Genomic DNA, 23,894 nt, shown 5'->3' on the forward strand with positions numbered 1-23,894 from the left:
GTCCCGGTATCGAGCGGCACCACGAAGCAGAGGCTTCGCTGGCTCTCCCGCCGATGCGAACAGGGTTAAGCAGGGTGAACCGGCCACACGTAAATTTAGTTTTTTCACGCCAACCTGGAGTGATACATGAAAGCACTGCTCGATCTATTCAAGCAAGTCCAGCAAAACGAACAATTCGACGCGATCAAGATCGGTCTGGCTTCGCCTGACAAGATCCGCTCGTGGTCCTTCGGCGAAGTCAAGAAGCCGGAAACCATCAACTACCGTACCTTCAAGCCCGAGCGCGACGGCCTGTTCTGCGCCAAGATCTTCGGCCCCATCAAGGACTACGAGTGCCTGTGCGGCAAGTACAAGCGCCTGAAGCACCGCGGCGTGATCTGCGAGAAGTGCGGCGTGGAAGTGACCCTGGCCAAGGTGCGCCGCGAGCGCATGGGCCACATCGAGCTGGCTTCCCCGACTGCCCACATCTGGTTCCTGAAGTCGCTGCCGTCCCGTCTGGGCATGGTGCTGGACATGACCCTGCGCGACATCGAGCGCGTGCTGTACTTCGAAGCCTACGTCGTGACCGATCCCGGCATGACCCCGCTGAAGAAGTGCCAGATCATGTCCGAAGATGACTACGCCGCCAAGTACGAAGAGTACGGCGACGACTTCATCGCCTTCATGGGCGCCGAAGGTATCCGCGAACTGCTGCGCTCGATCGATATCGACCGCGAAGCGGAAACCCTGCGCCAGGAACTGAAGGACTCCAAGTCCGAAGCCAAAATTAAGAAGTACGCCAAGCGCCTGAAGGTGCTGGAGGCGTTCCAGCGCTCGGGCATCAAGCCCGAGTGGATGATCATGGAAGTGCTGCCCGTGCTGCCGCCGGAACTGCGTCCGCTGGTGCCGCTGGATGGCGGCCGCTTCGCGACCTCCGACCTGAACGACCTGTATCGCCGCGTCATCAACCGCAACAACCGCCTGAAGCGCCTGATGGAACTGCGCGCGCCTGAAATCATCACGCGCAACGAAAAGCGCATGCTGCAGGAAGCGGTGGACTCGCTGCTGGACAACGGTCGTCGCGGCAAGGCCATGACCGGCGCCAACAAGCGTCCGCTGAAGTCGCTGGCCGAAATGATCAAGGGCAAGGGCGGTCGTTTCCGTCAGAACCTGCTGGGCAAGCGCGTGGACTATTCGGGCCGTTCGGTCATCGTGGTGGGTCCGCAGCTGAAGCTGCACCAGTGCGGTCTGCCCAAGCTGATGGCCCTGGAACTGTTCAAGCCCTTCATCTTCAACAAGCTGGAACTGATGGGTCTGTCGACCACCATCAAGGCCGCCAAGAAGCTGGTGGAAGCGCAAGAGCCGGTGGTCTGGGACATCCTGGAAGAAGTCATCCGCGAACACCCGGTCATGCTGAACCGCGCGCCGACCCTGCACCGTCTGGGCATCCAGGCGTTCGAGCCGGTCCTGATCGAAGGCAAGGCGATCCAGCTGCACCCGCTGGTCTGCGCGGCGTTCAACGCCGACTTCGACGGCGACCAGATGGCCGTCCACGTGCCGCTGTCGATCGAAGCGCAGATGGAAGCCCGCACCCTGATGCTGGCCTCCAACAACATCCTGTTCCCGTCCAACGGCGAACCGTCGATCGTGCCGTCCCAGGATATCGTGCTGGGTCTGTACTATGCCACCCGTGAAGCCATCAACGGCAAGAACGAAGGCATGATGTTCCAGGATGTGTCCGAAGTCATCCGCGCCTACGACAACAAGGAAGTCGAGCTGGCCACCCGTATCACGGTGCGTATCGTCGAGCATCCGAAGGACCCGGTCACCGGCGAATTCGTGCGTACCGTCAAGCGTTACGAGACCACCGTCGGCCGCGCGATCCTCTCCGAGATCCTGCCCAAGGGCCTGCCGTTCTCGGTGCTGAACCGCGCGCTGAAGAAGAAGGAAATCTCGAAGCTCATCAACACGTCCTTCCGCAAGTGTGGTCTGCGTGCCACCGTCGTGTTTGCCGACCAGCTGATGCAGTCGGGCTTCCGCCTGGCGACCCGCGCCGGTATCTCCATCTGCGTGGACGACATGCTGGTGCCGCCGCAAAAGGCCACCCTGATCGCCGCTGCCGAGTCCGAAGTCAAGCAGATCGAACAGCAGTACTCCTCCGGTCTGGTGACCGCAGGCGAGCGCTACAACAAGGTCGTGGACATCTGGGGCAAGGCCGGCGACGAAGTCGGCAAGGCCATGATGGACCAGCTGAAGGTGGAAGAGGTCATCACCCGCGAAGGCAAGAAGACCACTCAGGAATCGTTCAACGCGATTTACATGATGGCCGACTCCGGCGCCCGTGGTTCGGCTGCCCAGATCCGCCAGCTGGCCGGTATGCGCGGCCTGATGGCCAAGCCTGACGGCTCCATCATCGAAACGCCGATTACCGCGAACTTCCGCGAAGGCCTGAACGTGTTGCAGTACTTCATCTCGACGCACGGCGCCCGTAAGGGTCTGGCCGATACCGCGCTGAAGACCGCGAACTCCGGTTACCTGACCCGTCGTCTGGTGGACGTCACCCAGGATCTGGTCGTGATCGAAGACGATTGCGGCACCTCCAACGGTTCGGCCATGAAGGCGCTGGTCGAAGGCGGTGAAGTCATCGAAGCCCTGCGCGACCGTATCCTCGGCCGTGTGGCTGCGACCGATATCGTCAATCCGGAAGATCAATCCACCCTGTTCGAAGCCGGCACCCTGCTGGACGAAGACAAGGTGGAAGAGATCGAACGCATGGGTATCGACGAAGTGAAGGTTCGTACTCCGCTGACCTGCGACACCCGCTACGGCCTGTGCGCCAAGTGCTATGGCCGCGACCTGGGCCGTGGCCTGTTGGTGAACTCCGGCGAAGCCGTCGGTGTGGTGGCTGCGCAGTCCATCGGTGAGCCGGGTACCCAGCTGACCATGCGTACCTTCCACATCGGCGGTGCGGCATCGCGTGCAGCGGTGGCCTCCTCGGTGGAAGCCAAGTCCAACGGCACCGTGCGCTTCACCGCCACGATGCGTTATGTGACCAATGGCAAGGGCGAACAGATCGTCATTTCCCGTTCCGGCGAAGTGCTGATCACCGACGACCTGGGCCGTGAGCGTGAGCGTCACAAAGTGCCGTACGGCGCCACCCTGATCGTCAAGGATGGCCTGACCATCAAGGCCGGTACCGCACTGGCCACCTGGGATCCGCTGACCCGTCCGATCATCACCGAGTACTCCGGTACCGTGAAGTTCGAAAACGTGGAAGAAGGCTCCACCGTGGCCAAGCAGATCGATGAAGTCACCGGTCTGTCGACCCTGGTGGTCATCGATGCGAAGCGTCGTGGTCCTTCCTCGAAGGTCATGCGTCCGCAGGTGAAATTGCTCAACGAACAAGGCGAAGAAGTGAAGATCGCCGGCACCGAACACTCGGTGACCATCGGCTTCCAGGTCGGCGCGCTGATCACCGTGAAGGACGGCCAGCAGGTGCATGTGGGTGAAGTGCTGGCCCGTATCCCGACCGAATCGCAGAAGACCCGTGACATTACCGGTGGTCTGCCGCGCGTGGCCGAGCTGTTCGAAGCCCGTTCGCCGAAGGATGCCGGCATGCTCGCCGAAGTCACTGGTACCGTTGCCTTCGGCAAGGAAACCAAGGGCAAGCAGCGTCTGGAAATCACCGACATGGAAGGCACCAAGCACGAGTTCCTGATCACCAAGGACAAGCAGGTGCTGGTGCACGACGGCCAGGTGGTGAACAAGGGCGAAATGATCGTGGACGGCCCGGCCGATCCGCAAGATATCCTGCGCCTGTTGGGTATCGAAGCGCTGGCCCGCTACATCGTCGACGAAGTGCAGGACGTGTACCGTCTGCAGGGCGTGAAGATCAACGACAAGCACATCGAAGTGATCGTGCGCCAGATGCTGCGCCGCGTGCAAGTGGTGGAGCCGGGCGACACCAACTACATCACCGGTGAGCAGGTCGAGCGCTCCGAACTGCTGGACGAGAACGACCGCGTGGTGGCCGAAGGCAAGATTCCGGCGACCTACGAAAACGTGCTGCTGGGTATTACCAAGGCATCGCTGTCGACCGACTCCTTCATCTCGGCCGCATCGTTCCAGGAAACCACCCGCGTGCTGACCGAAGCGGCCATCATGGGCAAGAAGGACGGCCTGCGCGGCCTGAAGGAAAACGTCATCGTCGGCCGCCTGATCCCGGCCGGTACTGGCCTGGCCTTCCACCGCGCCCGCAAGGAAAAGGATGCATGGGAAGCCGAAGAGCGCGCAGCACTGCTCGAAGCCGAACGTGCCTCCCGTTCCGACTTCGCCGACGAGGAAATCTCCTCGACCGAATCCATCGGTGGCGGCGAAGGCGAAGCGTAAGCACTTCACCTCTTGCATCAGGGGCGGCCAGAAGCATCGGCTGCCCCGACAAGAAAATGGCTGCAAGAAAGAACGGCGCCGGAAGCAATTCCGGCGCCGTTTTTTCGTTCATAGCGGCTGTTTGGGGCTTGCCGGCAACTTCATATCCCAAATCGCATGGGGTTGATGGTGTGCGGCATTGCCAAGCATGCGTGAAGCTTTTATCATCCACTAACAATAATGGTTCTCATCTGAGGCTTCTCGATGGAATCCATGTTCATATGCCCGACGGCCTGCGCCCGCAGGTCGTTTTTCCAAGGTAGCCAGCCTGCGCCAGTAACCGATCCACATCCCAAGGGTGGTTACCAGTGTCTCCATGCAGATCGCGGTGTGCAGCCTCACGTCAGCCTGAAGATTGCCTGCTGATCCCCCTTGCCTTACCTGGTCAAGGAATTCCCATGAGCAAGCACATCATCGCTCGCCCCGTATTGCACCGTACTTCCCTCGCCGTCTTGCTGGCGACCGCCCTGGCTGCGGCCGGCTGCGCAAGCCAGGCTCCCCTTTCCGAACGCTGGGCAGAACTCCGGCGAACGCAGCCAACGCTTCATACGCGAGATGCCGCACGTGAACTTGGTGTCAAGGAATCGGCCTTGCTGGCCACCCAGGTCGGCCGCAATGCCGTTCGCCTCAAGGGCGACCCGGCCGACCTGCAGGCGCTGTTCGAGCGGCTGCCCGAACTGGGCCGCATCAAGGCCATCACCCGCAATGAAGATGCGGTGCTGGAGCGTAGCGGCGAAGTCGCGCCGGTCAGGCGGGACGAGCAGGGCAGGGTAATCCCCGGTACCGGCTTCGCCGGCGGCGCCATCGACCTGCGGTTTGCCATGAGCCGCTGGGGTAGCGCCTTCGCCGTGGTGCAGCCGGGACGGGATGGCAAGACCAGCCGCAGCCTGCAGTTCTTCGACCGCCAGGGTGATGCCGTGCACAAGGTCTATCTCGACAACGACCAGCACGTGGCGCAGTTTGACCGTCTGGTGGCGGATTTCCGCCTGGCTGACCAGCAGGCTGCGCTGACCATCGAGGCGCCCGCTGCCGAGGCCACCGCGAGCACGAGCACCGCGCCCAGCCCCGAAGCCATCCGCGAGCTGCGCCAGTCCTGGCAGGAGCTCACCGATGTCCACCAGTTCCCGCGCCTGTTGCGCGAACTGAAGCTCACGCGCGAACAGGCGCTGCAGCTCATCGGCAGCGACCTGGCCTGGCGGCTTTCGCCACAGGCCGCGCAAACGCTGCTGGAAGAGGCCGGGGCGCGCCAGCAGCCCGTCATGGTGTTCGTCAGCAATGGCGGCATGACGCAGATCTATAGCGGCCTGATCGGCAAGACGGCGGTCGGCGGCGGCTGGTTCAACGTGCTCGACCCCGACTTCAACCTGCACCTGCGCACCAGCGCCATCGATCATGGCTGGGCGGTGCGGCGACCGACCGATCACGGGATGATCACCTCGGTGGAGTTCTACGATGCCCAGGGGCGCCAGATCGTCAACTTCTTCTCCCGCCGCGACCGCGGCCAGCCCGAGACGCCACAATGGCGCAGCATGGTGGAGGCGTTGCCGCGCGGCTGAACTTGCCAGTCAGGCCCCCCTCCGGAGCGATGCAGCACTTGCACGAGGGCAAACATTGCCATTTCGCCACCCGTAAACCGTGGCGAAATGGCCATAAACCGCGTCAAATCGGCGCCGCAGCGGCGTTCGGGTTGACCCGCTGGACATTCAGGCGTACACTCGCGAGTTCTCGAATTTAGGCTCTCCCGGGCTTATGCGTTCTTTGGTCTGAAACATCGCTTCTGCGACGCTATTCTCCCTTCCGGTCTTAAATCCGATTTGCGCATTGTCTTGCGCACAAGAGTTTCCTGTGTGGTTCCGGGCAACCGATTCCGGAACCTGTTTTCAATGTTGTACTTTGTTGGATTAAAACGATGCCAACCATCAATCAACTGATTAGCAAACCACGTGTCCGCGCGATCGTGAAGAGCAAGTCGCCGGCGCTGGAAAACAGCCCGCAAAAGCGCGGTGTCTGCACCCGCGTGTACACCACCACCCCGAAGAAGCCGAACTCGGCGCTGCGTAAGGTGGCCAAGGTGCGTCTGACCAACGGTTTCGAAGTCATTTCGTACATCGGCGGTGAAGGCCACAACCTGCAAGAACACAGCGTCGTGCTGATCCGCGGCGGCCGTGTGAAGGACTTGCCGGGTGTGCGTTACCACATGGTTCGCGGTGCACTGGATACCCAGGGCGTCAAGGATCGTAAGCAAGCTCGCTCGAAGTACGGTGCCAAGCGCGCCAAGGCAGCGAAGAAGTAATAATTGGTGTTTATCATGACGCTCGCGCGTCGTGTGAACAGACTCAGAGTCGGTCCAGGACGGGCCGAGTAAGTGGAAGCCATGATGGCTCTCCGCGAGTGCAGGCGAAGTTGAAGCAGGGTTCGCCCACTCAACTGAAGATTGAAAGGAATCGAAATGCCACGTCGTCGTGAAGTCCCCAAGCGGGAAATTCTGCCGGATCCGAAGTTCGGCAACGTTGAAGTCGCCAAGTTTGTGAACGTGCTGATGCTGTCGGGCAAGAAGTCCGTCGCAGAAAACATCATCTACGGCGCCTTCGACCACATCCAGTCCAAGTCGGGCAAGGACCCGCTGGAAGTGTTCTCCGCAGCCCTGAACAACTGCAAGCCGCTGGTGGAAGTCAAGTCCCGCCGCGTCGGTGGCGCCAACTACCAGGTGCCCGTTGAAGTGCGTCCGGTGCGCCGTATGGCCCTGTCGATGCGCTGGCTGCGTGAAGCTGCCAACAAGCGCAGCGAGAAGTCCATGCCCCAGCGTCTGGCTGGTGAGCTGATGGAAGCCGCCGAAGGCCGTGGCGGCGCAATGAAGCGTCGTGATGAAGTGCACCGTATGGCAGAAGCGAACAAGGCGTTCTCGCACTTCCGCTTCTAATCAAGACTGGACCTGGGCTTTTGCGATGATGGGAAGTCCGGGTCTGCATCTTAAAATTGGTTCGAGCCGAGCGTTTATTTGAAAAAAATGACGCTCGGTTTCGTGCATTAAAGACTTAGGATTAATTATGGCCCGTAAGACCCCCATCGAGCGCTACCGTAATATCGGTATTTCGGCGCACATCGACGCAGGTAAAACAACCACTACCGAGCGTATCCTGTACTACACCGGCGTGAACCACAAAATCGGTGAAGTGCACGACGGCGCGGCCACCATGGACTGGATGGAGCAAGAGCAAGAGCGTGGCATCACCATCACCTCGGCTGCGACCACCTGCTTCTGGAAGGGGATGGCCAACAACTTCCCCGAGCACCACATCAACATCATCGATACCCCGGGCCACGTTGACTTCACCATCGAAGTGGAACGCTCGATGCGCGTTCTGGACGGCGCCTGCATGGTCTACTGTGCAGTGGGTGGCGTGCAGCCGCAGTCTGAAACCGTGTGGCGTCAGGCCAACAAGTACGGCGTGCCCCGTCTGGCCTTCGTCAACAAGATGGACCGTACCGGCGCCAACTTCTTCAAGGTCTACGAGCAGATGCGTAGCCGCCTGAAGGCCAACCCGGTGCCCATCCAGGTGCCTATCGGCGCCGAAGACAACTTCGAAGGCGTGATCGATCTGGTCAAGATGCGCGCCATCTACTGGGACGACGCTTCCCAGGGCATGAAGTTTGACTACCGCGACATCCCCGAGCACCTGAAGGCAACCGCCCAGGAATGGCGTGAAAAGATGGTTGAAACCGCCGCCGAGTCGTCGGAAGACCTGATGAACAAGTACCTGGAAGATGGCGACCTGTCGGAAGAAGACGTCAAGAAGGCCCTGCGCGCGCGCACCCTCGCTGGCGAAATCGTTCCGATGATGTGCGGCACCGCCTTCAAGAACAAGGGCGTGCAAGCCATGCTGGACGCCGTGATCGAGTACCTGCCGGCACCGACCGACATTCCCCCGGTCAAGGGCATCGCCGAAGACGAAACCGAAACCGTGCGCAAGGCTGCTGACGACGAGAAGTTCTCGGCGCTGGCCTTCAAGATCATGACCGATCCGTTCGTCGGCCAGCTGATCTTCTTCCGCGTGTACTCCGGCGTCGTCAATTCGGGCGACACCGTGTACAACCCGGTCAAGAACAAGAAGGAACGCCTGGGCCGTATTCTGCAGATGCACGCCAACCAGCGTGAAGAAATCAAGGAAGTGCGCGCTGGCGACATCGCTGCTGCCGTCGGTCTGAAGGAAGCCACCACCGGTGACACCCTGTGCGATCCGTCGGCCATCGTGACCCTGGAGCGCATGGTCTTCCCCGAGCCCGTGATCTCGCAGGCCGTCGAGCCCAAGACCAAGGCTGACCAGGAAAAGATGGGCCTGGCCCTGAACCGCCTGGCACAGGAAGATCCGTCCTTCCGCGTGAAGACCGACGAAGAATCCGGCCAGACCATCATCTCCGGTATGGGCGAGCTGCACCTGGACATCATCGTCGACCGTATGCGTCGCGAGTTCGGCGTGGAAGCCACCGTCGGCAAGCCGCAAGTGGCCTACCGCGAAACCATCCGCAAGACCTGCGAAGAAATCGAAGGCAAGTTCGTCAAGCAGTCGGGCGGTCGTGGTCAGTACGGTCACGTTGTCCTGAAGATCGAACCGCAAGAACCGGGCGCTGGCTTCGAGTTCGTCGATGCGATCAAGGGTGGTGTGGTTCCGCGTGAATTCATCCCCGCCGTCGAAAAGGGTATCCGTGAGACCCTGAACACCGGCGTGCTGGCTGGTTACCCGGTGGTTGACGTCAAGGTCACCCTGTTCTTCGGTTCGTACCACGACGTGGACTCGAACGAAAACGCTTTCCGCATGGCGGGTTCGATGGCCTTCAAGGACGGCTGCCGCAAGGCTTCGCCGGTCATCCTGGAGCCGATGATGGCCGTGGAAGTGGAAACCCCGGAAGACTACGCCGGTACCGTGATGGGCGACCTGTCGTCCCGTCGTGGCATGGTGCAGGGCATGGACGAAATCGCTGGTGGCGGCGGCAAGATCATCAAGGCCGAAGTTCCGCTGTCGGAAATGTTCGGTTACTCGACCTCGCTGCGTTCGGCTACCCAAGGCCGTGCAACCTACACGATGGAATTCAAGCACTACTCCGAAGCGCCCAAGAACGTGATCGACGCAATCGTCACCTCCAAGGCCAAGTAAGTTGCGGGAATGGCGTTCTGCTCCGTGTGGGGCGGAGCGCCGGCTGGATTACCAGCCAATCATTGAATATTGAACATCGAACATATCGTTCTTTTGAAGGAAATTTAAAATGGCAAAAGGCAAGTTTGAACGGACCAAGCCGCACGTGAACGTCGGCACCATCGGTCACGTTGACCACGGCAAGACCACCCTGACCGCTGCAATCGCAACCGTTCTGTCGAAGAAGTTCGGCGGCGAAGCGAAGGCCTACGACCAGATCGACGCAGCGCCTGAAGAAAAGGCCCGCGGCATCACCATCAACACCGCGCACGTCGAATACGAAACCGCAAACCGTCACTACGCACACGTTGACTGCCCTGGCCACGCCGACTATGTGAAGAACATGATCACCGGCGCAGCGCAGATGGACGGCGCGATCCTGGTGTGCTCGGCCGCTGACGGCCCGATGCCCCAGACCCGTGAACACATCCTGCTGTCGCGTCAGGTTGGCGTGCCTTACATCATCGTCTTCCTGAACAAGGCCGACATGGTGGACGACGCTGAACTGCTGGAACTGGTGGAAATGGAAGTCCGCGAACTGCTGTCGAAGTACGAGTTCCCTGGCGACGACCTGCCCATCGTGAAGGGTTCGGCCAAGCTGGCGCTGGAAGGCGACACCGGTCCCCTGGGCGAACAAGCCATCATGGCTCTGGCAGAAGCTCTGGACACCTACATCCCGACCCCGGAACGTGCCGTTGACGGTACCTTCCTGATGCCGGTGGAAGACGTGTTCTCGATCTCCGGCCGTGGCACCGTGGTGACCGGTCGCGTTGAGCGCGGCATCATCAAGGTCGGCGAAGAAATCGAAATCGTCGGTATCGCTGACACCCAGAAGACCACCTGCACCGGCGTGGAAATGTTCCGCAAGCTGCTGGACCAGGGGCAGGCTGGCGACAACGTTGGCGTGCTGCTGCGCGGCACCAAGCGTGAAGACGTTCAGCGTGGCCAGGTTCTGGCCAAGCCGGGTTCGATCAAGCCGCACAAGCACTTCACCGGCGAGATCTATGTTCTGTCGAAGGACGAAGGCGGCCGTCACACCCCGTTCTTCAACAACTACCGTCCGCAGTTCTACTTCCGTACCACCGACGTGACCGGTGCGATCGAACTGCCGAAGGACAAGGAAATGGTCATGCCGGGCGACAACGTGTCGATCACCGTGCAACTGATCAACCCGATCGCCATGGAAGAAGGTCTGCGCTTCGCTATCCGTGAAGGCGGCCGTACCGTCGGCGCCGGCGTGGTTGCCAAGATCTTCGACTAATCGTCGGATCAGCAGTGGCAGTACCCAAGTAACACCAGTCGCATTTTTAACATCGCCGGGGATGATCCCCATCCCCGGTTCGTTCTTTAAAGGAAAATCATGTCGGTTCCTAGCCAAAAAATCCGTATCCGTCTGAAAGCTTTCGACTATCGTCTGATCGACCAGTCCGCACTGGAAATCGTTGACACCGCCAAGCGTACCGGTGCTGTCGTCAAGGGCCCGGTTCCCCTGCCGACCCGCATCCAGCGCTTCGACGTCCTGCGTTCGCCGCACGTCAACAAGACTTCCCGCGATCAGTTCGAAATCCGTACCCATCAGCGCCTGATGGATATCGTCGATCCGACCGACAAGACGGTTGACGCATTGATGAAGCTGGACCTGCCCGCTGGCGTTGATGTTGAAATCAAGCTGCAGTAATCAGCTGGCATAGTGTTGGAAAAGCGCACAACCTCGGTTGTGCGCTTTTGTTTTACGGGCTATAATGCTCGGCTTCGATGTGGGTTTTGCGTCTGCAAGGCCCATAATTTATGGTAGTACGAACATCAGCCCCGCCCAATCGCAGGCGGGAATGGAGAAAACAATGAGCCTGGGCCTTGTTGGTCGCAAGGTTGGTATGATGCGCATCTTCACGGAAGATGGGGATTCGATCCCTGTGACCGTGCTGGACGTGTCCAACAACCGCGTGACTCAAATCAAAACGCCTGAAGTGGATGGTTATTCCGCTGTTCAGGTGACCTTCGGTCAACGCCGCGCTTCGCGCGTGGTGAAAGCCGCCGCCGGCCACTTCGCCAAAGCTGGCGTCGAGGCAGGTACTGTCCTCAAAGAATTCCGTGTTGACGCTTCCAAGGCTGCCGAACTGAAGGCGGGCGACGTCGTTGGCATCGGCATGTTTGAAGCTGGCCAGAAAGTCGACGTGCAAGGCGTGTCGATCGGTAAGGGCTACGCCGGTACCATCAAGCGTTACAACTTCTCGTCGGGTCGCGCGACCCACGGTAACTCCCGCTCGCACAACGTTCCTGGCTCCATCGGTATGGCGCAGGATCCGGGCCGCGTGTTCCCCGGCAAGCGCATGACCGGTCATCTGGGTGATGTCAAGACCACCGTCCAGAACCTGGAAATCGCCCGTGTGGACGCAGAGCGTCAGTTGCTGCTGGTCAAGGGTGCCGTTCCTGGCGCCAAGAACGGTCAAGTGATCGTTTCGCCGGCAGTCAAAGTCAAAGCGAAGAAGGGGGCTTAATCAATGGAACTGAAGCTCCTGAATGACCAAGGTCAAGCTGCTTCGAACGTCGCCGCACCGGATACCATTTTCGGCCGCGACTACAACGAAGCCCTGATCCACCAGGTCGTGGTTGCCTACCAAGCCAACGCGCGTAGCGGCAACCGCAAGCAAAAGGATCGTGAAGAAGTCAGCCACACCACCAAGAAGCCGTGGCGTCAAAAGGGTACTGGCCGTGCACGTGCCGGTATGTCCTCGTCGCCTCTGTGGCGCGGTGGTGGCCGTATCTTCCCGAACTCGCCTGACGAAAACTTCACCCACAAGGTCAACAAGAAGATGTATCGCGCAGGTGTCTGCTCGATCCTGTCCCAGTTGGCTCGTGAAGGCCGCCTGTCGGTCGTCGAAGAGTTCGCCGTCGAAGCCCCGAAGACCAAGCTGCTGGCCCAGAAGTTGAAGGGTATGGGCATGGAATCGGTGCTGGTTATTACCGACAGCCTGGACGAAAAGCTGCTGCTGGCCTCGCGCAACCTGCCGGGCGTGCTGGTGGTCGAGCCGCGTCAAGCTGATCCCGTGTCGCTGGTGTACTTCAAGAATGTCTTGATCACCAAGCCGGCTCTGGCAAAGATTGAGGAGTTGCTGGCATGAACGCAATCGTGAAACATAGCGAAGAGCGCCTGATGAAGGTGCTGCTGGCACCGGTGATCTCCGAAAAGGCAACCTTTGTCGCCGAGAAGAACGAGCAAGTCGTCTTCCTGGTCGCCAAGGACGCCACCAAGCTGGAAGTCAAGGCCGCCGTCGAACTGCTGTTCAAGGTGGAAGTGGAATCGGTGCAAGTCGCCAACCGTCAGGGCAAGCAGAAGCGCTCGCGCAACGGTATGGGTCGCCGCAACCACACCCGCCGTGCTTTCGTCAGCCTGAAGCCGGGTCAAGAAATCAACTTCACCGAGGAGGCTAAATAATGGCACTCGTAAAAGTGAAGCCGACCTCGCCCGGTCGGCGCGGCATGGTCAAGGTCGTCAATCCCGACCTGTACAAGGGCCGTCCGCTGGCATCGCTGGTCGAAAAGAAGTCCAAGACCGCCGGCCGTAACAACAACGGCCACATCACCACCCGCCACATCGGCGGTGGTCACAAGCAGCACTACCGTGTTGTCGACTTCCGTCGCAACAAGGATGGTATCCCTGCCAAGGTTGAGCGTATCGAATACGACCCGAACCGTACCGCGCACATCGCACTGCTGTGCTATGCGGACGGCGAGCGCAAGTACATCATCGCTCCCAAGGGCGTGTCGGTTGGCGATCAGCTGATCAGCGGTTCTGAAGCTCCGATCAAGTCGGGCAACACCCTGCCGATCCGCAACATCCCCGTCGGTACCACCATCCACTGCGTGGAAATGCTGCCGGGCAAGGGCGCGCAAATCGCCCGTACCGCTGGCGCCGCTGTCGTGCTGATGGCACGTGAAGGCACCTACGCCCAGGTTCGTCTGCGCTCCGGTGAAGTGCGTCGCGTTCACATCGAATGCCGCGCCACCATCGGTGAAGTCGGTAACGGCGAGCACAACCTGCGCAAGATCGGTAAGGCCGGTGCAACCCGTTGGCGCGGTGTGCGTCCGACCGTTCGTGGCGTTGTCATGAACCCGGTGGATCACCCGCACGGTGGTGGTGAAGGCAAGACCGCCGCTGGTCGTCACCCGGTTTCCCCGTGGGGCCAGCAGACCAAGGGCAAGAAGACTCGTAGCAACAAGCGTACGACTTCGATGATTGTCTCGCGTCGCGGCAAGAAATAAAGGATAAAACATGACACGTTCATTGAAAAAAGGTCCTTTCTGCGACGCCCACCTGGTGAAAAAGGTTGAGGCTGCCCAGGCTACCAAGGACAAGAAGCCGATCAAGACCTGGTCGCGTCGTTCGACCATCATGCCGGACTTCATCGGTCTGACGATTGCCGTGCACAATGGCAAGGCACACGTGCCGGTCTATGTGTCGGAAAACATGGTTGGTCACAAGCTCGGCGAATTCGCGCTGACCCGTACTTTCAAGGGTCACGCTGCCGATAAGAAGGCTAAGAAATAAGGTCCTATGATGGAAACTAAAGCTACTCTGCGCGGTGTGCACCTGTCGGCCCAGAAAGGCCGTCTGGTTGCAGACCTGATCCGCGGTAAAAAAGTTGATCAGGCACTGAATATCTTGGCCTTCAGCCCCAAGAAGGGCGCGGTCATCATCAAGAAGGTTCTGGAGTCCGCAATCGCGAACGCCGAACATAACGATGGTGCCGACATTGACGAGCTGAAAGTCAAGACCATTTATGTGGAAAAGGGTGCGGTCCTCAAGCGCTTCACAGCGCGTGCAAAGGGCCGTGGTGATCGTATTTCCAAGCAGTCGTGTCACATTTACGTGACCGTCGGAAACTAAGGAGTCACGATGGGACAGAAGATTCATCCAACCGGTTTCCGTCTGGCGGTTACGCGTAACTGGGGCTCGCGTTGGTATGCAGGCAACAACAACTTTGCCGACATGCTCAACGAGGACCTGAAGGTCCGTGCTTACCTGAAGAAGAAGCTGAAGAACGCTTCGGTTGGCCGCGTGGTCATCGAGCGTCCGGCCAAGAACGCCCGCATCACCATTTACAGCTCCCGTCCGGGCGTTGTGATCGGCAAGAAGGGCGAAGACATCGAAGTGCTGAAGACCGCACTGGCCAAGCTGATGGGCGTGCCCGTGCACGTCAACATCGAAGAAATCCGCAAGCCGGAAGCCGATGCTCAGCTGATCGCCGACTCGATCTGCCAGCAGCTGGAAAAGCGCATCATGTTCCGTCGCGCCATGAAGCGTGCGATGCAGAACGCCATGCGTCTGGGCGCCCAAGGTATCAAGATCATGTCCTCGGGCCGTCTGAACGGCATCGAAATTGCACGTACCGAATGGTACCGCGAAGGCCGTGTGCCCCTGCACACCCTGCGCGCCGATATCGACTATGGCTTCGGCGAAGCTGAAACCACCTACGGCATCATCGGTGTGAAGGTGTGGGTCTACAAGGGCGATCGCCTGGCAAACGGCGAAGCGCCGGTGCTGGTCGGCGAACCGGAAGACGACAAGAAGCGTCGTGGCCCCCGTCGTGACGACGGCAAGCCGGGTGCACGTCCCCGCTCCAAGACTGGCGCTCCTGGCGCTGGTGCAAAGCGTGGCGGTGGTCGTCCTCAAGCTGCCGATGCCGGTGTGTCGGCTGAGAAAGCAGGAGAATAATCATGCTGCAACCAGCACGTAGAAAATATCGTAAAGAACAAAAAGGTCGTAACACCGGCATTTCGCACACCCGCGGAACTGCCGTCTCGTTCGGCGATTTTGGTCTGAAGGCAACCGGCCGCGGCCGTATCACTGCCCGTCAGATCGAAGCTGCTCGTCGTGCGATGACCCGTCACATCAAGCGCGGTGGTCGTATCTGGATCCGCGTCTTCCCGGACAAGCCAATTTCCCAGAAGCCTGCAGAAGTGCGTATGGGTAACGGCAAGGGTAATCCGGAGTACTACGTGGCTGAAATCCAGCCGGGTAAGGTACTGTACGAGATGGACGGTGTGGACGAAGCCCTGGCGCGCGAGGCGTTCCGTTTGGCTGCTGCCAAATTGCCGCTGTCGACGACTTTCGTTGTTCGCCAAGTCGGTCAATAATTAGGAGCGGAACATGAAAGCATCTGAACTCCGCGGTAAGGACAAGGCAGGACTGGAAAAGGAACTGGGCGAGCTGTTGAAAGCTCAGTTCAGCCTGCGCATGCAAATTGCGACCCAGCAACTGAACAATACCGCACAGCTGAAGAAGGTACGTCGCGACATCGCACGTGTGAAAACTGTGATCAACTCGAAGGATGGCCAACAATGAACGATCAAGTGAAACAAGCGCTCAAGCGCACGCTGATTGGCAAAGTTGTGTCGGACAAGATGGATAAGACCGTCACTGTCGAAATCGAGCGTCAAATGAAGCACCCGCTGTACGGCAAGATCATCAAGCGCACCAAGAAGTACCACGCGCATGATGAGCAAAACTCGGCGAAGGCCGGCGATGTGGTGGAAATCACCGAAAGCCGTCCGATCTCCAAGACGAAGGCGTGGACTGTGACCCGTGTGGTGCAGGAAGCACAAATCGTCTAAGCAGTAAATGTAGTACTTGCGTGCTCGATATTATGGTGCCATAATATCGAGCTCTTTCTTTGCAAAACAAAGTTTGCAGAGAAAGGCTCAAGAGTAGCTCTATTCGTCCCCTAACTAGCGAGTTCGCTTGCTAACAGGACCAAGACTGACCGCCAGCGCATCCTGCGAAGCGGATTAAGTTGGGAAAGAAAATATCATGATTCAAACTGAAAGCCGGCTCGAAGTGGCCGACAACACTGGTGCGCGCGAAGTTCTGTGCATCAAGGTCTTGGGTGGTTCCAAGCGCCGCTATGCGGGCATTGGCGATGTGATCAAGGTTACTGTCAAGAGCGCAGCACCGCGTGGTCGCGTCAAGAAGGGTGAAATTTATAACGCTGTCGTCGTTCGTACCGCCAAGGGCGTGCGTCGTCAGGATGGTTCGCTGGTCAAGTTCGATGGTAATGCTGCCGTCCTGCTGAACGCCAAGCTGGAGCCCATCGGCACCCGTATCTTTGGGCCGGTGACTCGTGAGCTGCGTACAGAGCGCTTCATGAAGATCGTCTCCCTGGCGCCTGAAGTTCTGTAAGGAGTGGTCATGGCAAAGATTCGTAAAAACGATGAAGTCATCGTGTTGACCGGCAAAGACAAGGGCAAGCGCGGTGTCGTGACTGCTCGCGTCAGCGCCGATTATGTCGTCGTGGAAGGCGTGAACGTCGCAAAGAAGGCGACCCGTCCGAACCCGATGACGGGTGCAACTGGCGGCATCGTCGATAAGCTGATGCCAATTCATGTGTCGAACGTCGCGTTGTTCAACGCTGCGACCGGCAAGGCAGATCGTGTGGCTTACAAGGAAGTGGACGGCAAGAAGGTCCGCGCTTACAAGTCCAACGGCGAAGTCGTTAAGGTTTAAACATCATGGCACGTCTTCAACAGTTTTATAAAGATAAGGTCGTCGCCGATCTGACTACGAAGTATTCGTACAAGTCGGTGATGGAAGTTCCGCGCATCCTGAAGATCACCCTGAACATGGGTCTGTCCGAAGCAGTTGCGGACAAGAAGATCATCGAGCACGCCGTTGGCGATCTGACCAAGATCGCTGGTCAGAAGCCGGTGGTGACCAAGGCTCGCAAGGCTATCGCAGGTTTCAAGATCCGCGAAGGCTACCCGATCGGTTGCATGGTGACCCTGCGTGGCGCCCGCATGTACGAATTCCTGGATCGTCTGATCACCGTGGCCCTGCCGCGCGTGCGTGACTTCCGTGGCGTGTCCGGTCGTGCGTTCGATGGTCGTGGCAACTACAACATCGGTGTGAAAGAGCAGATCATCTTCCCCGAAATCGAGTACGACAAGATCGATGCACTGCGTGGCATGAACATCAGCATCACCACGACTGCAAAGACCGACGACGAAGCGAAGGCGCTTCTCGCCGCATTTAAATTCCCGTTCAGAAACTGAGGATGCCATGGCAAAACTGGCACTGATTAACCGTGAACAGAAGCGCGCAGAAATGGTGAAGAAGTATGCTGCCAAGCGCGCCGAGTTGAAGGCTATTATCGACGACCAATCGAAGTCGGAAGAAGAGCGTTACGAAGCCCGCCTGAAGCTGCAGGCCCTGCCGCGTAACTCCGCTCCGACCCGCCAGCGCAACCGTTGTGCGCTGACTGGCCGTCCCCGTGGTACTTTCCGCAAGTTCGGATTGGGCCGTATCAAGGTCCGTGAAATCGCCATGCGCGGCGAAATCCCGGGTTTGACCAAAGCTAGCTGGTAATAGGAGAAGAAGCAATGAGTATGAGCGATCCTATCGCCGATATGCTGACCCGTATCCGCAATGCGCAAGGCGTGAACAAGACTACCGTCGTCATGCCGTCTTCCAAAGTGAAGGTCGCCATTGCCAACGTCCTCAAGGACGAGGGTTATATCGAAGATTTCGCCGTGGTTGCCGCTGATGGCAAGGCTGAATTGAAAATCGGTTTGAAGTATTACGCTGGCCGTCCGGTCATCGAGCGCCTGGAGCGCGTGTCCCGTCCGGGTCTGCGCATCTACAAGGGCAAGGACGATATCCCCAACGTCATGAACGGCCTGGGTGTGGCAATCGTGTCCACCCCGCGCGGCGTGATGACTGACCGCAAAGCACGCGCAACCGGTGTCGGTGGCGAAGTGATTTGCTACGTGGCCTAAGGAGTGCAAGATGTCTCGTGTAGGTAAAATGCCTGTTGCACTGCCGAATGGCGCGGAAGCGACCATCACTGCAGAGCAAATCACCGTCAAGGGCCCGCTGGGCTCCTTGACCCAACCGCTGACCAAGAAGGTCAAGGTGGTCAACAACAATGGCTCGCTGAGCTTCGAAGTGGCTGATGACAGCCGCGAAGCCAACGCGATGTCGGGCACCCTGCGTGCTCTGGTCAACAACATGGTCAACGGCGTCACCAAGGGCTTCGAAAAGAAGCTGAACCTGGTTGGCGTGGGTTTCCGTGCTCAAGCACAAGGCGACAAGCTGAACCTGTCGCTGGGCTTCTCGCACCCCATCGTTCACCAGATGCCTGCCGGCATCAAGGTTGAGACCCCGACCCAGACCGAAATCCTGATCAAGGGTATCGATCGCCAGGTGGTTGGCCAGGTCGCCGCTGAAATTCGCGCGTACCGCGAACCCGAACCCTACAAGGGCAAGGGTGTGCGCTACGCTGACGAAGTGGTGACGCTCAAAGAAACCAAGAAGAAGTAATAGGGGTTGACGATGGACAAGAAACAATCTCGCCTGCGCCGTGCGACTCAGACTCGCGCCAAGATCGCAGAACTGAAGGTGAATCGTCTGGCTGTGCACCGTACCAACACGCACATCTACGCCAGCGTCATCGGCCCCGACGCCAACGTGCTGGCCTCAGCTTCCACCCTGGAAGCAGAAGTCCGCGCCCAGCTGGCAGGTCAGTCCGGCAAGGGTGGCAATGCTGCCGCTGCTGCCCTGATCGGCAAGCGCGTGGCGGAGAAGGCTCTGAAGGCCGGTGTGACTGAAGTCGCATTCGACCGCTCCGGTTTCCGTTATCACGGTCGCGTCAAGGCGCTGGCTGAGGCTGCGCGTGAAGCCGGCCTGAAGTTCTAAGGATTATCGATCATGGCAAAAATGCAATCGAAAACGCAAAGCGACAAGCCTGATGACGGCATGCGCGAAAAAATGATCGCGGTCAACCGCGTCACCAAGGTGGTGAAGGGCGGCCGCATCATGGGTTTCGCAGCGCTGGCAGTGGTCGGTGACGGCGATGGCCGTATCGGCATGGGCAAGGGCAAGTCCAAGGAAGTGCCCGTGGCCGTGCAGAAGGCGATGGAAGAAGCCCGTCGCAAGCTGATCAAGGTGACCCTGAAGAACGGTACCGTGCAACACACCGTCATCGGCAAGCACGGCGCCTCCTCGGTGATGATCTCGCCGGCCAAGGACGGTACTGGCGTCATCGCCGGCGGTCCGATGCGCGCGATCTTCGAGGTGATGGGCGTGACCAACGTGGTGGCCAAGTCGACCGGTTCGACCAACCCCTACAACATGGTCCGTGCCACCCTGGACGGTCTGTCGAAGATGAACACTCCGGCTGAAATTGCTGCCAAGCGCGGCAAGTCGGTCGAAGAAATCCTGGGCTAAGGTGATCGAGATGGCTAACACAATCAAAGTCAAGCTGGTCAAGGGTCTGATCGGTACTCGTCAGGATCACCGCGCTACCGTGCGCGGTCTGGGTCTGCGTCGCGTCAACTCGGTGTCCGAACTGGAAGACACCCCGTCGGTGCGCGGCATGATCAACAAAGTGTCCTATCTTGTGAAAGTTGTGTCGTAAGCCGCGGCTTGCGAACGGAGCGAATCATGCAATTAAACACTATCCAACCCGCAGAAGGCGCAAAGCACGCTAAGCGTCGCGTCGGTCGTGGTATCGGTTCTGGCCTGGGCAAGACGGCCGGCCGTGGCCACAAGGGTCAGAAGTCGCGTTCGGGCGGTTTCCACAAGGTCGGCTTTGAAGGCGGCCAGATGCCCCTGCAACGTCGTCTGCCCAAGCGCGGTTTCAAGTCGCTGGCTACGCCCTACAAGGCTGAAGTGCGCCTGTCCGACCTGGAAAAGCTGCCCGTCGCCGAGATCGACGTGCTGGCATTGAAGCAAGCCGGCCTCGTGTCGGAACTGGCTCGTGTCGTGCGTATCATCAAGGCTGGCGAACTGACCAAGAAGGTAACCGTCAAGGGTCTGATCGCAACCGCTGGTGCCAAGGCCGCTATCGAAGCTGCCGGTGGTTCCATCGCTGAGTGATCCGGTCCCGGAGCATTAATTGGCAACTACTCCTCAATTAGCAAAAGGCGCTGCAAAAGGATTCCCCTGGGGTCGTTTGTGGTTCCTGCTGGGGGCGTTGATCGTTTATCGCATCGGTGCACATATCCCGGTTCCGGGTATTGATCCGACGCAGTTGGCGCAGCTGTTCAAGCAGAATCAGGGCGGCATTCTGGGCATGTTCAACATGTTCTCCGGTGGTGCCCTGTCGCGCTTCACGATCTTCGCACTGGGGATCATGCCGTATATCTCGGCATCGATCATCATGCAGCTGCTGTCGGTGGTTTCGCCGCAGCTGGAAGCATTGAAGAAAGAGGGTGAAGCCGGTCGTCGCAAGATCACGCAGTACACCCGTTACGGCACCCTGGTGCTGGCGACCTTCCAGGCGCTGGGCATTGCGGTGGCGCTGGAGTCGCAAGCCGGCCTGGTGCTGGATCCGGGTCTGGCCTTCCGTCTGACCACGGTGGTGACGCTGATTACCGGTACGATGTTCCTGATGTGGCTGGGTGAACAGATCACTGAACGTGGTCTGGGCAATGGCATCTCGATCATCATCTTCGCCGGTATTGCGGCAGGTCTGCCGAATGCTCTGGGTGGCTTGTTTGAGCTGGTCCGTACCGGTTCGATGAACGCCCTGTCGGCAATCCTGATCTGTGCGATCGTGGGTCTGGTGACGTTCCTAGTGGTCTTCATCGAACGTGGTCAGCGCAAGATCCTGGTGAACTATGCGAAGCGTCAGGTCGGCAACAAGATCTATGGTGGCCAGAGCAGCCACTTGCCGCTGAAGCTGAACATGGCTGGCGTGATCCCGCCGATCTTTGCATCGTCGATCATCCTGTTCCCGGCCACGATCACCAGCTGGTTTACCTCGGGTGATACGTCCAATCCCTTCATTCGTTTCCTGAAGGATCTGGCGGCATCGATGGCACCAGGCGAACCGATCCATGCCTTGCTGTATGCGGTAGCTATCGTCTTCTTCTGCTTCTTCTACACCGCACTGGTGTTCAACAGCAAGGAAACGGCAGACAACCTGAAGAAGAGTGGTGCTTTTGTTCCGGGTATCCGTCCGGGTGACCAGACTGCGCGTTATATCGACAAGATCCTGATGCGCCTGACCCTGGCCGGCGCCGTGTACATCACCTTGGTGTGCCTGCTGCCAGAGTTCCTGATCGCACGCTGGAAGGTGCCGTTCTACTTCGGTGGCACATCGCTGCTGATCATTGTGGTCGTGACGATGGATTTCATGGCCCAAGTGCAGAACTATGTGATGTCGCAGCAGTATGAATCGTTGCTCCGCAAAGCTAATTTCAAGGGTGGCATGACACCGCGATAAGCGGGCGCATGCTCCAGAGGAAGAAGACACGGAATGGCAAAAGACGACGTTATTCAGATGCAGGGCGAGATTCTTGAAAATCTGCCCAACGCGACATTCAGGGTTAAGTTGGAAAACGGTCACGTTGTACTCGGCCATATTTCCGGCAAGATGCGCATGAATTACATCCGCATCCTGCCTGGCGATAAGGTAACGGTGGAACTGACGCCTTACGATTTGAGCCGGGCACGTATCGTGTTCCGAACCAAGTAACAGTGAAACATTGAAAGAAAGAGGGCCACAATGAAAGTGCTCGCATCAGTCAAGCGGATCTGCCGCAACTGCAAAATCATCAAGCGCAATGGCATCGTTCGTGTGATCTGCACCGAACCCCGCCATAAGCAGCGCCAGGGTTAACTTAACGTTATTGATCGAGGAATAACGAATGGCACGTATTGCAGGGGTCAACATCCCCAACCATCAGCACACCGTGATCGGCCTGACCGCCATCTATGGTATTGGCCGTCCGCGCGCACAAGACATTTGCGCTGCTACCGGCGTTCCGACCAACAAGAAGGTCAAGGACCTGGACGATAACGAGCTGGAAAAGCTGCGTGACGAAATCGCCAAGTTCGTCGTGGAAGGCGATCTGCGCCGTGAGTTGTCCATGAACATCAAGCGTTTGATGGACCTGGGTTGCTACCGCGGCCTGCGTCACCGTCGTGGTCTGCCGGTCCGTGGTCAACGCACCCGCACCAACGCCCGTACTCGCAAGGGTCCGCGCAAGGCCGCTCAATCGCTGAAGAAATAATCCCGGCAGGCGCAAGCACTGGTCGGATTCAAGGAAGAAATTATGGCAAAGTCCCCCAACAACGCAGCAGCATCGCGTGTTCGTAAGAAAGTCAAGAAGAACGTTGCTGAAGGCATCGCGCACGTTCACGCTTCGTTCAACAACACCATCATCACGATCACCGACCGTCAGGGCAACGCTCTGTCGTGGGCAACTTCGGGTGGTGCTGGCTTCAAGGGTTCGCGCAAGTCGACTCCGTTCGCAGCCCAGGTCGCCGCTGAAAGCGCCGGCAAGGTTGCCATCGAATGCGGCATCAAGAACCTGGAAGTGCGTATCAAGGGCCCCGGCCCGGGCCGTGAATCCGCAGTGCGCGCTCTGAACAACCTGGGCATCAAGATCACTCAGATCCAGGACGTGACCCCGGTCCCGCACAACGGCTGCCGTCCGCCGAAGCGCCGTCGCATCTAAGTTGTAGTATAATCTTGCGCTTTCGCCTGTTCGTCAGGCAAAAGTGCAGGCAAATCACCCGCCAATCACCTTGGCGGGTTTTGTTCTTAAGACCACTGTCTGGCCGCATGCAGGTCAGACTAGCGTCCGGCAACATGGGACGTCATTGATAAAGGAAATACCGTGGCACGTTATATCGGACCGAAAGCAAAACTCTCCCGCCGCGAAGGCACCGACCTGTTCCTCAAGAGCGCACGCCGCTCGCTGGATTCCAAGTGCAAGCTGGATTCCAAGCCGGGTCAGCACGGCCGCACCTCGGGCGCCCGCACCTCCGACTACGGCAACCAGCTGCGCGAAAAGCAGAAGGTCAAGCGCATGTACGGCGTCCTCGAGCGCCAGTTCCGCCGCTACTTCGCTGAAGCCGACCGCCGCAAGGGCAACACCGGCGAAACCCTGCTGAAGCTGCTGGAATCGCGTCTGGACAACGTCGTCTACCGTATGGGCTTCGGCTCGACCCGCGCTGAAGCGCGTCAGCTGGTGTCCCACAAGGCCCTGACCGTGAACGGTCAAGTCGTCAACATCGCTTCCTACTCCGTCAAGGCTGGCGACGTCATCGCCGTCCGCGAAAAGGCCAAGAAGCAAGTGCGTATCGCCGAAGCCCTGTCGCTGGCCGAGTCGAACGGTTTCCCGCAGTGGGTTTCGGTGGATTCGAAGAAGCTGGAAGGCACCTTCAAGTCCGCTCCGGACCGTAGCGAAATCGCTGCCGACGTCAACGAATCGCTGATCGTCGAACTGTACTCGCGTTAATTCGTCGTACCTGCTTTACCTCGTGCCCACCTCATGGTGGGCATTTTT

General features: G+C 59.0%; 33 protein-coding genes. All 33 read left to right on the top strand.

What is annotated here, in order from left to right:
* The first annotated feature begins 126 nt into the window (after positions 1–126).
* The 33 genes from rpoC (at position 127) to rpsD (ending at position 23,846) form a co-directional block, all read left to right on the top strand.
* Positions 127–4,368 carry a DNA-directed RNA polymerase subunit beta' gene (gene rpoC, locus AACH55_RS00545; protein WP_338717477.1) on the top strand — a complete coding sequence of 1,414 codons (4,242 nt, stop codon included), beginning with the start codon at positions 127–129 and terminating at the stop codon, positions 4,366–4,368.
* 437 nt (positions 4,369–4,805) lie between these two features.
* Complete coding sequence (locus AACH55_RS00550) at positions 4,806–5,963, top strand: ChuX/HutX family heme-like substrate-binding protein (RefSeq protein WP_338717478.1); 1,158 nt, start codon at positions 4,806–4,808, stop codon at positions 5,961–5,963.
* 353 nt (positions 5,964–6,316) lie between these two features.
* A complete protein-coding gene (gene rpsL, locus AACH55_RS00555) occupies positions 6,317–6,700 on the top strand; it encodes a 30S ribosomal protein S12 (protein WP_006465490.1) in 384 nt (127 codons plus the stop codon).
* A gap of 156 nt (positions 6,701–6,856) precedes the next feature.
* On the top strand, positions 6,857–7,327 hold the full coding sequence (gene rpsG / locus AACH55_RS00560; protein WP_338717479.1) for a 30S ribosomal protein S7: 471 nt from the start codon (positions 6,857–6,859) through the stop codon (positions 7,325–7,327).
* A gap of 127 nt (positions 7,328–7,454) precedes the next feature.
* On the top strand, positions 7,455–9,560 hold the full coding sequence (gene fusA, locus AACH55_RS00565) for an elongation factor G (RefSeq protein ID WP_338717480.1): 2,106 nt from the start codon (positions 7,455–7,457) through the stop codon (positions 9,558–9,560).
* Between the two features lie 109 nt (positions 9,561–9,669).
* A complete protein-coding gene (tuf, locus tag AACH55_RS00570; RefSeq protein WP_008334097.1) occupies positions 9,670–10,860 on the top strand; it encodes an elongation factor Tu in 1,191 nt (396 codons plus the stop codon).
* A 99-nt stretch (positions 10,861–10,959) separates the two neighbouring features.
* Positions 10,960–11,277, top strand: a complete 318-nt coding sequence (rpsJ, locus tag AACH55_RS00575) for a 30S ribosomal protein S10 (protein ID WP_006464935.1) — start codon at positions 10,960–10,962, stop codon at positions 11,275–11,277.
* A 151-nt stretch (positions 11,278–11,428) separates the two neighbouring features.
* The gene (gene rplC / locus AACH55_RS00580; protein ID WP_013232185.1) at positions 11,429–12,097 is read left to right on the top strand and encodes a 50S ribosomal protein L3; all 669 of its coding nucleotides are present in this window, start codon (positions 11,429–11,431) and stop codon (positions 12,095–12,097) included.
* A 3-nt stretch (positions 12,098–12,100) separates the two neighbouring features.
* Entirely contained in the window at positions 12,101–12,721 is a 621-nt protein-coding gene (gene rplD / locus AACH55_RS00585; RefSeq protein WP_006464933.1) for a 50S ribosomal protein L4, read from the top strand.
* Positions 12,718–13,035 carry a 50S ribosomal protein L23 gene (gene rplW, locus AACH55_RS00590; protein WP_006464932.1) on the top strand — a complete coding sequence of 106 codons (318 nt, stop codon included), beginning with the start codon at positions 12,718–12,720 and terminating at the stop codon, positions 13,033–13,035. Before rplD ends, rplW begins: the two co-directional genes overlap by 4 nt.
* Positions 13,035–13,862, top strand: coding sequence for a 50S ribosomal protein L2 (rplB, locus tag AACH55_RS00595; protein WP_006464931.1), 828 nt, complete (start codon positions 13,035–13,037; stop codon positions 13,860–13,862). The genes rplW and rplB overlap by 1 nt, the downstream gene beginning before the upstream one ends.
* Before the next feature lie 10 nt (positions 13,863–13,872).
* Positions 13,873–14,148, top strand: a complete 276-nt coding sequence (rpsS, locus tag AACH55_RS00600) for a 30S ribosomal protein S19 (protein ID WP_006464930.1) — start codon at positions 13,873–13,875, stop codon at positions 14,146–14,148.
* 6 nt (positions 14,149–14,154) lie between these two features.
* A complete protein-coding gene (gene rplV, locus AACH55_RS00605) occupies positions 14,155–14,487 on the top strand; it encodes a 50S ribosomal protein L22 (protein WP_008334132.1) in 333 nt (110 codons plus the stop codon).
* A 9-nt stretch (positions 14,488–14,496) separates the two neighbouring features.
* On the top strand, positions 14,497–15,315 hold the full coding sequence (rpsC, locus tag AACH55_RS00610; protein WP_058893869.1) for a 30S ribosomal protein S3: 819 nt from the start codon (positions 14,497–14,499) through the stop codon (positions 15,313–15,315).
* Positions 15,316–15,317: 2 nt separating this feature from the next.
* Complete coding sequence (gene rplP, locus AACH55_RS00615) at positions 15,318–15,737, top strand: 50S ribosomal protein L16 (RefSeq protein WP_008334136.1); 420 nt, start codon at positions 15,318–15,320, stop codon at positions 15,735–15,737.
* A 13-nt stretch (positions 15,738–15,750) separates the two neighbouring features.
* Positions 15,751–15,945 (top strand): 50S ribosomal protein L29, encoded by a 195-nt coding sequence (rpmC, locus tag AACH55_RS00620; RefSeq protein ID WP_006464926.1) that lies wholly within the window; start codon positions 15,751–15,753, stop codon positions 15,943–15,945.
* Positions 15,942–16,214 carry a 30S ribosomal protein S17 gene (rpsQ, locus tag AACH55_RS00625; RefSeq protein WP_008334137.1) on the top strand — a complete coding sequence of 91 codons (273 nt, stop codon included), beginning with the start codon at positions 15,942–15,944 and terminating at the stop codon, positions 16,212–16,214. Before rpmC ends, rpsQ begins: the two co-directional genes overlap by 4 nt.
* A gap of 196 nt (positions 16,215–16,410) precedes the next feature.
* A complete protein-coding gene (gene rplN / locus AACH55_RS00630; RefSeq protein WP_006464924.1) occupies positions 16,411–16,779 on the top strand; it encodes a 50S ribosomal protein L14 in 369 nt (122 codons plus the stop codon).
* A 9-nt stretch (positions 16,780–16,788) separates the two neighbouring features.
* Entirely contained in the window at positions 16,789–17,103 is a 315-nt protein-coding gene (gene rplX, locus AACH55_RS00635; RefSeq protein WP_006464923.1) for a 50S ribosomal protein L24, read from the top strand.
* Positions 17,104–17,108: 5 nt separating this feature from the next.
* Positions 17,109–17,648, top strand: a complete 540-nt coding sequence (rplE, locus tag AACH55_RS00640; RefSeq protein WP_006464922.1) for a 50S ribosomal protein L5 — start codon at positions 17,109–17,111, stop codon at positions 17,646–17,648.
* A 7-nt stretch (positions 17,649–17,655) separates the two neighbouring features.
* Positions 17,656–17,961, top strand: coding sequence for a 30S ribosomal protein S14 (rpsN, locus tag AACH55_RS00645; RefSeq protein ID WP_008334139.1), 306 nt, complete (start codon positions 17,656–17,658; stop codon positions 17,959–17,961).
* A 14-nt stretch (positions 17,962–17,975) separates the two neighbouring features.
* Positions 17,976–18,371: a 30S ribosomal protein S8 gene (gene rpsH, locus AACH55_RS00650; RefSeq protein ID WP_006464920.1), complete on the top strand. Its 396-nt coding sequence runs from the start codon at positions 17,976–17,978 to the stop codon at positions 18,369–18,371.
* Between the two features lie 10 nt (positions 18,372–18,381).
* Positions 18,382–18,915, top strand: a complete 534-nt coding sequence (gene rplF / locus AACH55_RS00655; protein WP_008334141.1) for a 50S ribosomal protein L6 — start codon at positions 18,382–18,384, stop codon at positions 18,913–18,915.
* Positions 18,916–18,927: 12 nt separating this feature from the next.
* The gene (rplR, locus tag AACH55_RS00660) at positions 18,928–19,290 is read left to right on the top strand and encodes a 50S ribosomal protein L18 (protein ID WP_050469965.1); all 363 of its coding nucleotides are present in this window, start codon (positions 18,928–18,930) and stop codon (positions 19,288–19,290) included.
* Between the two features lie 12 nt (positions 19,291–19,302).
* Positions 19,303–19,821, top strand: coding sequence for a 30S ribosomal protein S5 (gene rpsE / locus AACH55_RS00665; protein WP_006464917.1), 519 nt, complete (start codon positions 19,303–19,305; stop codon positions 19,819–19,821).
* A gap of 10 nt (positions 19,822–19,831) precedes the next feature.
* Positions 19,832–20,011, top strand: coding sequence for a 50S ribosomal protein L30 (gene rpmD, locus AACH55_RS00670; RefSeq protein ID WP_006464916.1), 180 nt, complete (start codon positions 19,832–19,834; stop codon positions 20,009–20,011).
* A gap of 26 nt (positions 20,012–20,037) precedes the next feature.
* Positions 20,038–20,472, top strand: coding sequence for a 50S ribosomal protein L15 (rplO, locus tag AACH55_RS00675; protein WP_006464915.1), 435 nt, complete (start codon positions 20,038–20,040; stop codon positions 20,470–20,472).
* Between the two features lie 19 nt (positions 20,473–20,491).
* Entirely contained in the window at positions 20,492–21,823 is a 1,332-nt protein-coding gene (secY, locus tag AACH55_RS00680) for a preprotein translocase subunit SecY (protein WP_017453026.1), read from the top strand.
* Positions 21,824–21,856: 33 nt separating this feature from the next.
* A complete protein-coding gene (gene infA / locus AACH55_RS00685; RefSeq protein ID WP_005663428.1) occupies positions 21,857–22,075 on the top strand; it encodes a translation initiation factor IF-1 in 219 nt (72 codons plus the stop codon).
* Positions 22,076–22,105: 30 nt separating this feature from the next.
* Entirely contained in the window at positions 22,106–22,219 is a 114-nt protein-coding gene (gene rpmJ / locus AACH55_RS00690) for a 50S ribosomal protein L36 (protein ID WP_013232189.1), read from the top strand.
* Between the two features lie 28 nt (positions 22,220–22,247).
* Positions 22,248–22,613 (top strand): 30S ribosomal protein S13, encoded by a 366-nt coding sequence (rpsM, locus tag AACH55_RS00695; RefSeq protein ID WP_006464912.1) that lies wholly within the window; start codon positions 22,248–22,250, stop codon positions 22,611–22,613.
* A gap of 42 nt (positions 22,614–22,655) precedes the next feature.
* Positions 22,656–23,060, top strand: a complete 405-nt coding sequence (gene rpsK / locus AACH55_RS00700; RefSeq protein ID WP_006464911.1) for a 30S ribosomal protein S11 — start codon at positions 22,656–22,658, stop codon at positions 23,058–23,060.
* A gap of 162 nt (positions 23,061–23,222) precedes the next feature.
* Positions 23,223–23,846, top strand: a complete 624-nt coding sequence (gene rpsD, locus AACH55_RS00705) for a 30S ribosomal protein S4 (protein ID WP_338717483.1) — start codon at positions 23,223–23,225, stop codon at positions 23,844–23,846.
* The last annotated feature ends 48 nt before the right edge of the window (positions 23,847–23,894 follow it).

This window comes from Herbaspirillum sp. DW155 (assembly GCF_037076565.1).
Classification (GTDB): Bacteria; Pseudomonadota; Gammaproteobacteria; order Burkholderiales; family Burkholderiaceae_D; genus Herbaspirillum.

What these genes read in the sequence shown, in the direction of transcription:
- rpmJ (WP_013232189.1), top strand. Translation starts at nt 22,106, where the DNA reads ATGAAAGTGCTCGCATCAGTCAAGCGGATCTGCCGCAACTGCAAAATC.
- tuf (WP_008334097.1), top strand. Translation starts at nt 9,670, where the DNA reads ATGGCAAAAGGCAAGTTTGAACGGACCAAGCCGCACGTGAACGTCGGC.
- rplO (WP_006464915.1), top strand. Translation starts at nt 20,038, where the DNA reads ATGCAATTAAACACTATCCAACCCGCAGAAGGCGCAAAGCACGCTAAG.
- rpoC (WP_338717477.1), top strand. Translation starts at nt 127, where the DNA reads ATGAAAGCACTGCTCGATCTATTCAAGCAAGTCCAGCAAAACGAACAA.
- rpsE (WP_006464917.1), top strand. Translation starts at nt 19,303, where the DNA reads ATGGCAAAAATGCAATCGAAAACGCAAAGCGACAAGCCTGATGACGGC.
- rpsS (WP_006464930.1), top strand. Translation starts at nt 13,873, where the DNA reads ATGACACGTTCATTGAAAAAAGGTCCTTTCTGCGACGCCCACCTGGTG.
- rpsJ (WP_006464935.1), top strand. Translation starts at nt 10,960, where the DNA reads ATGTCGGTTCCTAGCCAAAAAATCCGTATCCGTCTGAAAGCTTTCGAC.
- rplF (WP_008334141.1), top strand. Translation starts at nt 18,382, where the DNA reads ATGTCTCGTGTAGGTAAAATGCCTGTTGCACTGCCGAATGGCGCGGAA.
- rpmD (WP_006464916.1), top strand. Translation starts at nt 19,832, where the DNA reads ATGGCTAACACAATCAAAGTCAAGCTGGTCAAGGGTCTGATCGGTACT.
- rplR (WP_050469965.1), top strand. Translation starts at nt 18,928, where the DNA reads ATGGACAAGAAACAATCTCGCCTGCGCCGTGCGACTCAGACTCGCGCC.
- rpsM (WP_006464912.1), top strand. Translation starts at nt 22,248, where the DNA reads ATGGCACGTATTGCAGGGGTCAACATCCCCAACCATCAGCACACCGTG.
- rplD (WP_006464933.1), top strand. Translation starts at nt 12,101, where the DNA reads ATGGAACTGAAGCTCCTGAATGACCAAGGTCAAGCTGCTTCGAACGTC.
- rplB (WP_006464931.1), top strand. Translation starts at nt 13,035, where the DNA reads ATGGCACTCGTAAAAGTGAAGCCGACCTCGCCCGGTCGGCGCGGCATG.
- rpsQ (WP_008334137.1), top strand. Translation starts at nt 15,942, where the DNA reads ATGAACGATCAAGTGAAACAAGCGCTCAAGCGCACGCTGATTGGCAAA.
- fusA (WP_338717480.1), top strand. Translation starts at nt 7,455, where the DNA reads ATGGCCCGTAAGACCCCCATCGAGCGCTACCGTAATATCGGTATTTCG.
- rplV (WP_008334132.1), top strand. Translation starts at nt 14,155, where the DNA reads ATGATGGAAACTAAAGCTACTCTGCGCGGTGTGCACCTGTCGGCCCAG.
- rpsC (WP_058893869.1), top strand. Translation starts at nt 14,497, where the DNA reads ATGGGACAGAAGATTCATCCAACCGGTTTCCGTCTGGCGGTTACGCGT.
- rpsH (WP_006464920.1), top strand. Translation starts at nt 17,976, where the DNA reads ATGAGTATGAGCGATCCTATCGCCGATATGCTGACCCGTATCCGCAAT.
- rplC (WP_013232185.1), top strand. Translation starts at nt 11,429, where the DNA reads ATGGAGAAAACAATGAGCCTGGGCCTTGTTGGTCGCAAGGTTGGTATG.
- rplP (WP_008334136.1), top strand. Translation starts at nt 15,318, where the DNA reads ATGCTGCAACCAGCACGTAGAAAATATCGTAAAGAACAAAAAGGTCGT.
- rpsL (WP_006465490.1), top strand. Translation starts at nt 6,317, where the DNA reads ATGCCAACCATCAATCAACTGATTAGCAAACCACGTGTCCGCGCGATC.
- rplX (WP_006464923.1), top strand. Translation starts at nt 16,789, where the DNA reads ATGGCAAAGATTCGTAAAAACGATGAAGTCATCGTGTTGACCGGCAAA.
- rplE (WP_006464922.1), top strand. Translation starts at nt 17,109, where the DNA reads ATGGCACGTCTTCAACAGTTTTATAAAGATAAGGTCGTCGCCGATCTG.
- rpsK (WP_006464911.1), top strand. Translation starts at nt 22,656, where the DNA reads ATGGCAAAGTCCCCCAACAACGCAGCAGCATCGCGTGTTCGTAAGAAA.
- infA (WP_005663428.1), top strand. Translation starts at nt 21,857, where the DNA reads ATGGCAAAAGACGACGTTATTCAGATGCAGGGCGAGATTCTTGAAAAT.
- AACH55_RS00550 (WP_338717478.1), top strand. Translation starts at nt 4,806, where the DNA reads ATGAGCAAGCACATCATCGCTCGCCCCGTATTGCACCGTACTTCCCTC.
- rplN (WP_006464924.1), top strand. Translation starts at nt 16,411, where the DNA reads ATGATTCAAACTGAAAGCCGGCTCGAAGTGGCCGACAACACTGGTGCG.
- rpsN (WP_008334139.1), top strand. Translation starts at nt 17,656, where the DNA reads ATGGCAAAACTGGCACTGATTAACCGTGAACAGAAGCGCGCAGAAATG.
- rpsG (WP_338717479.1), top strand. Translation starts at nt 6,857, where the DNA reads ATGCCACGTCGTCGTGAAGTCCCCAAGCGGGAAATTCTGCCGGATCCG.
- rplW (WP_006464932.1), top strand. Translation starts at nt 12,718, where the DNA reads ATGAACGCAATCGTGAAACATAGCGAAGAGCGCCTGATGAAGGTGCTG.
- rpmC (WP_006464926.1), top strand. Translation starts at nt 15,751, where the DNA reads ATGAAAGCATCTGAACTCCGCGGTAAGGACAAGGCAGGACTGGAAAAG.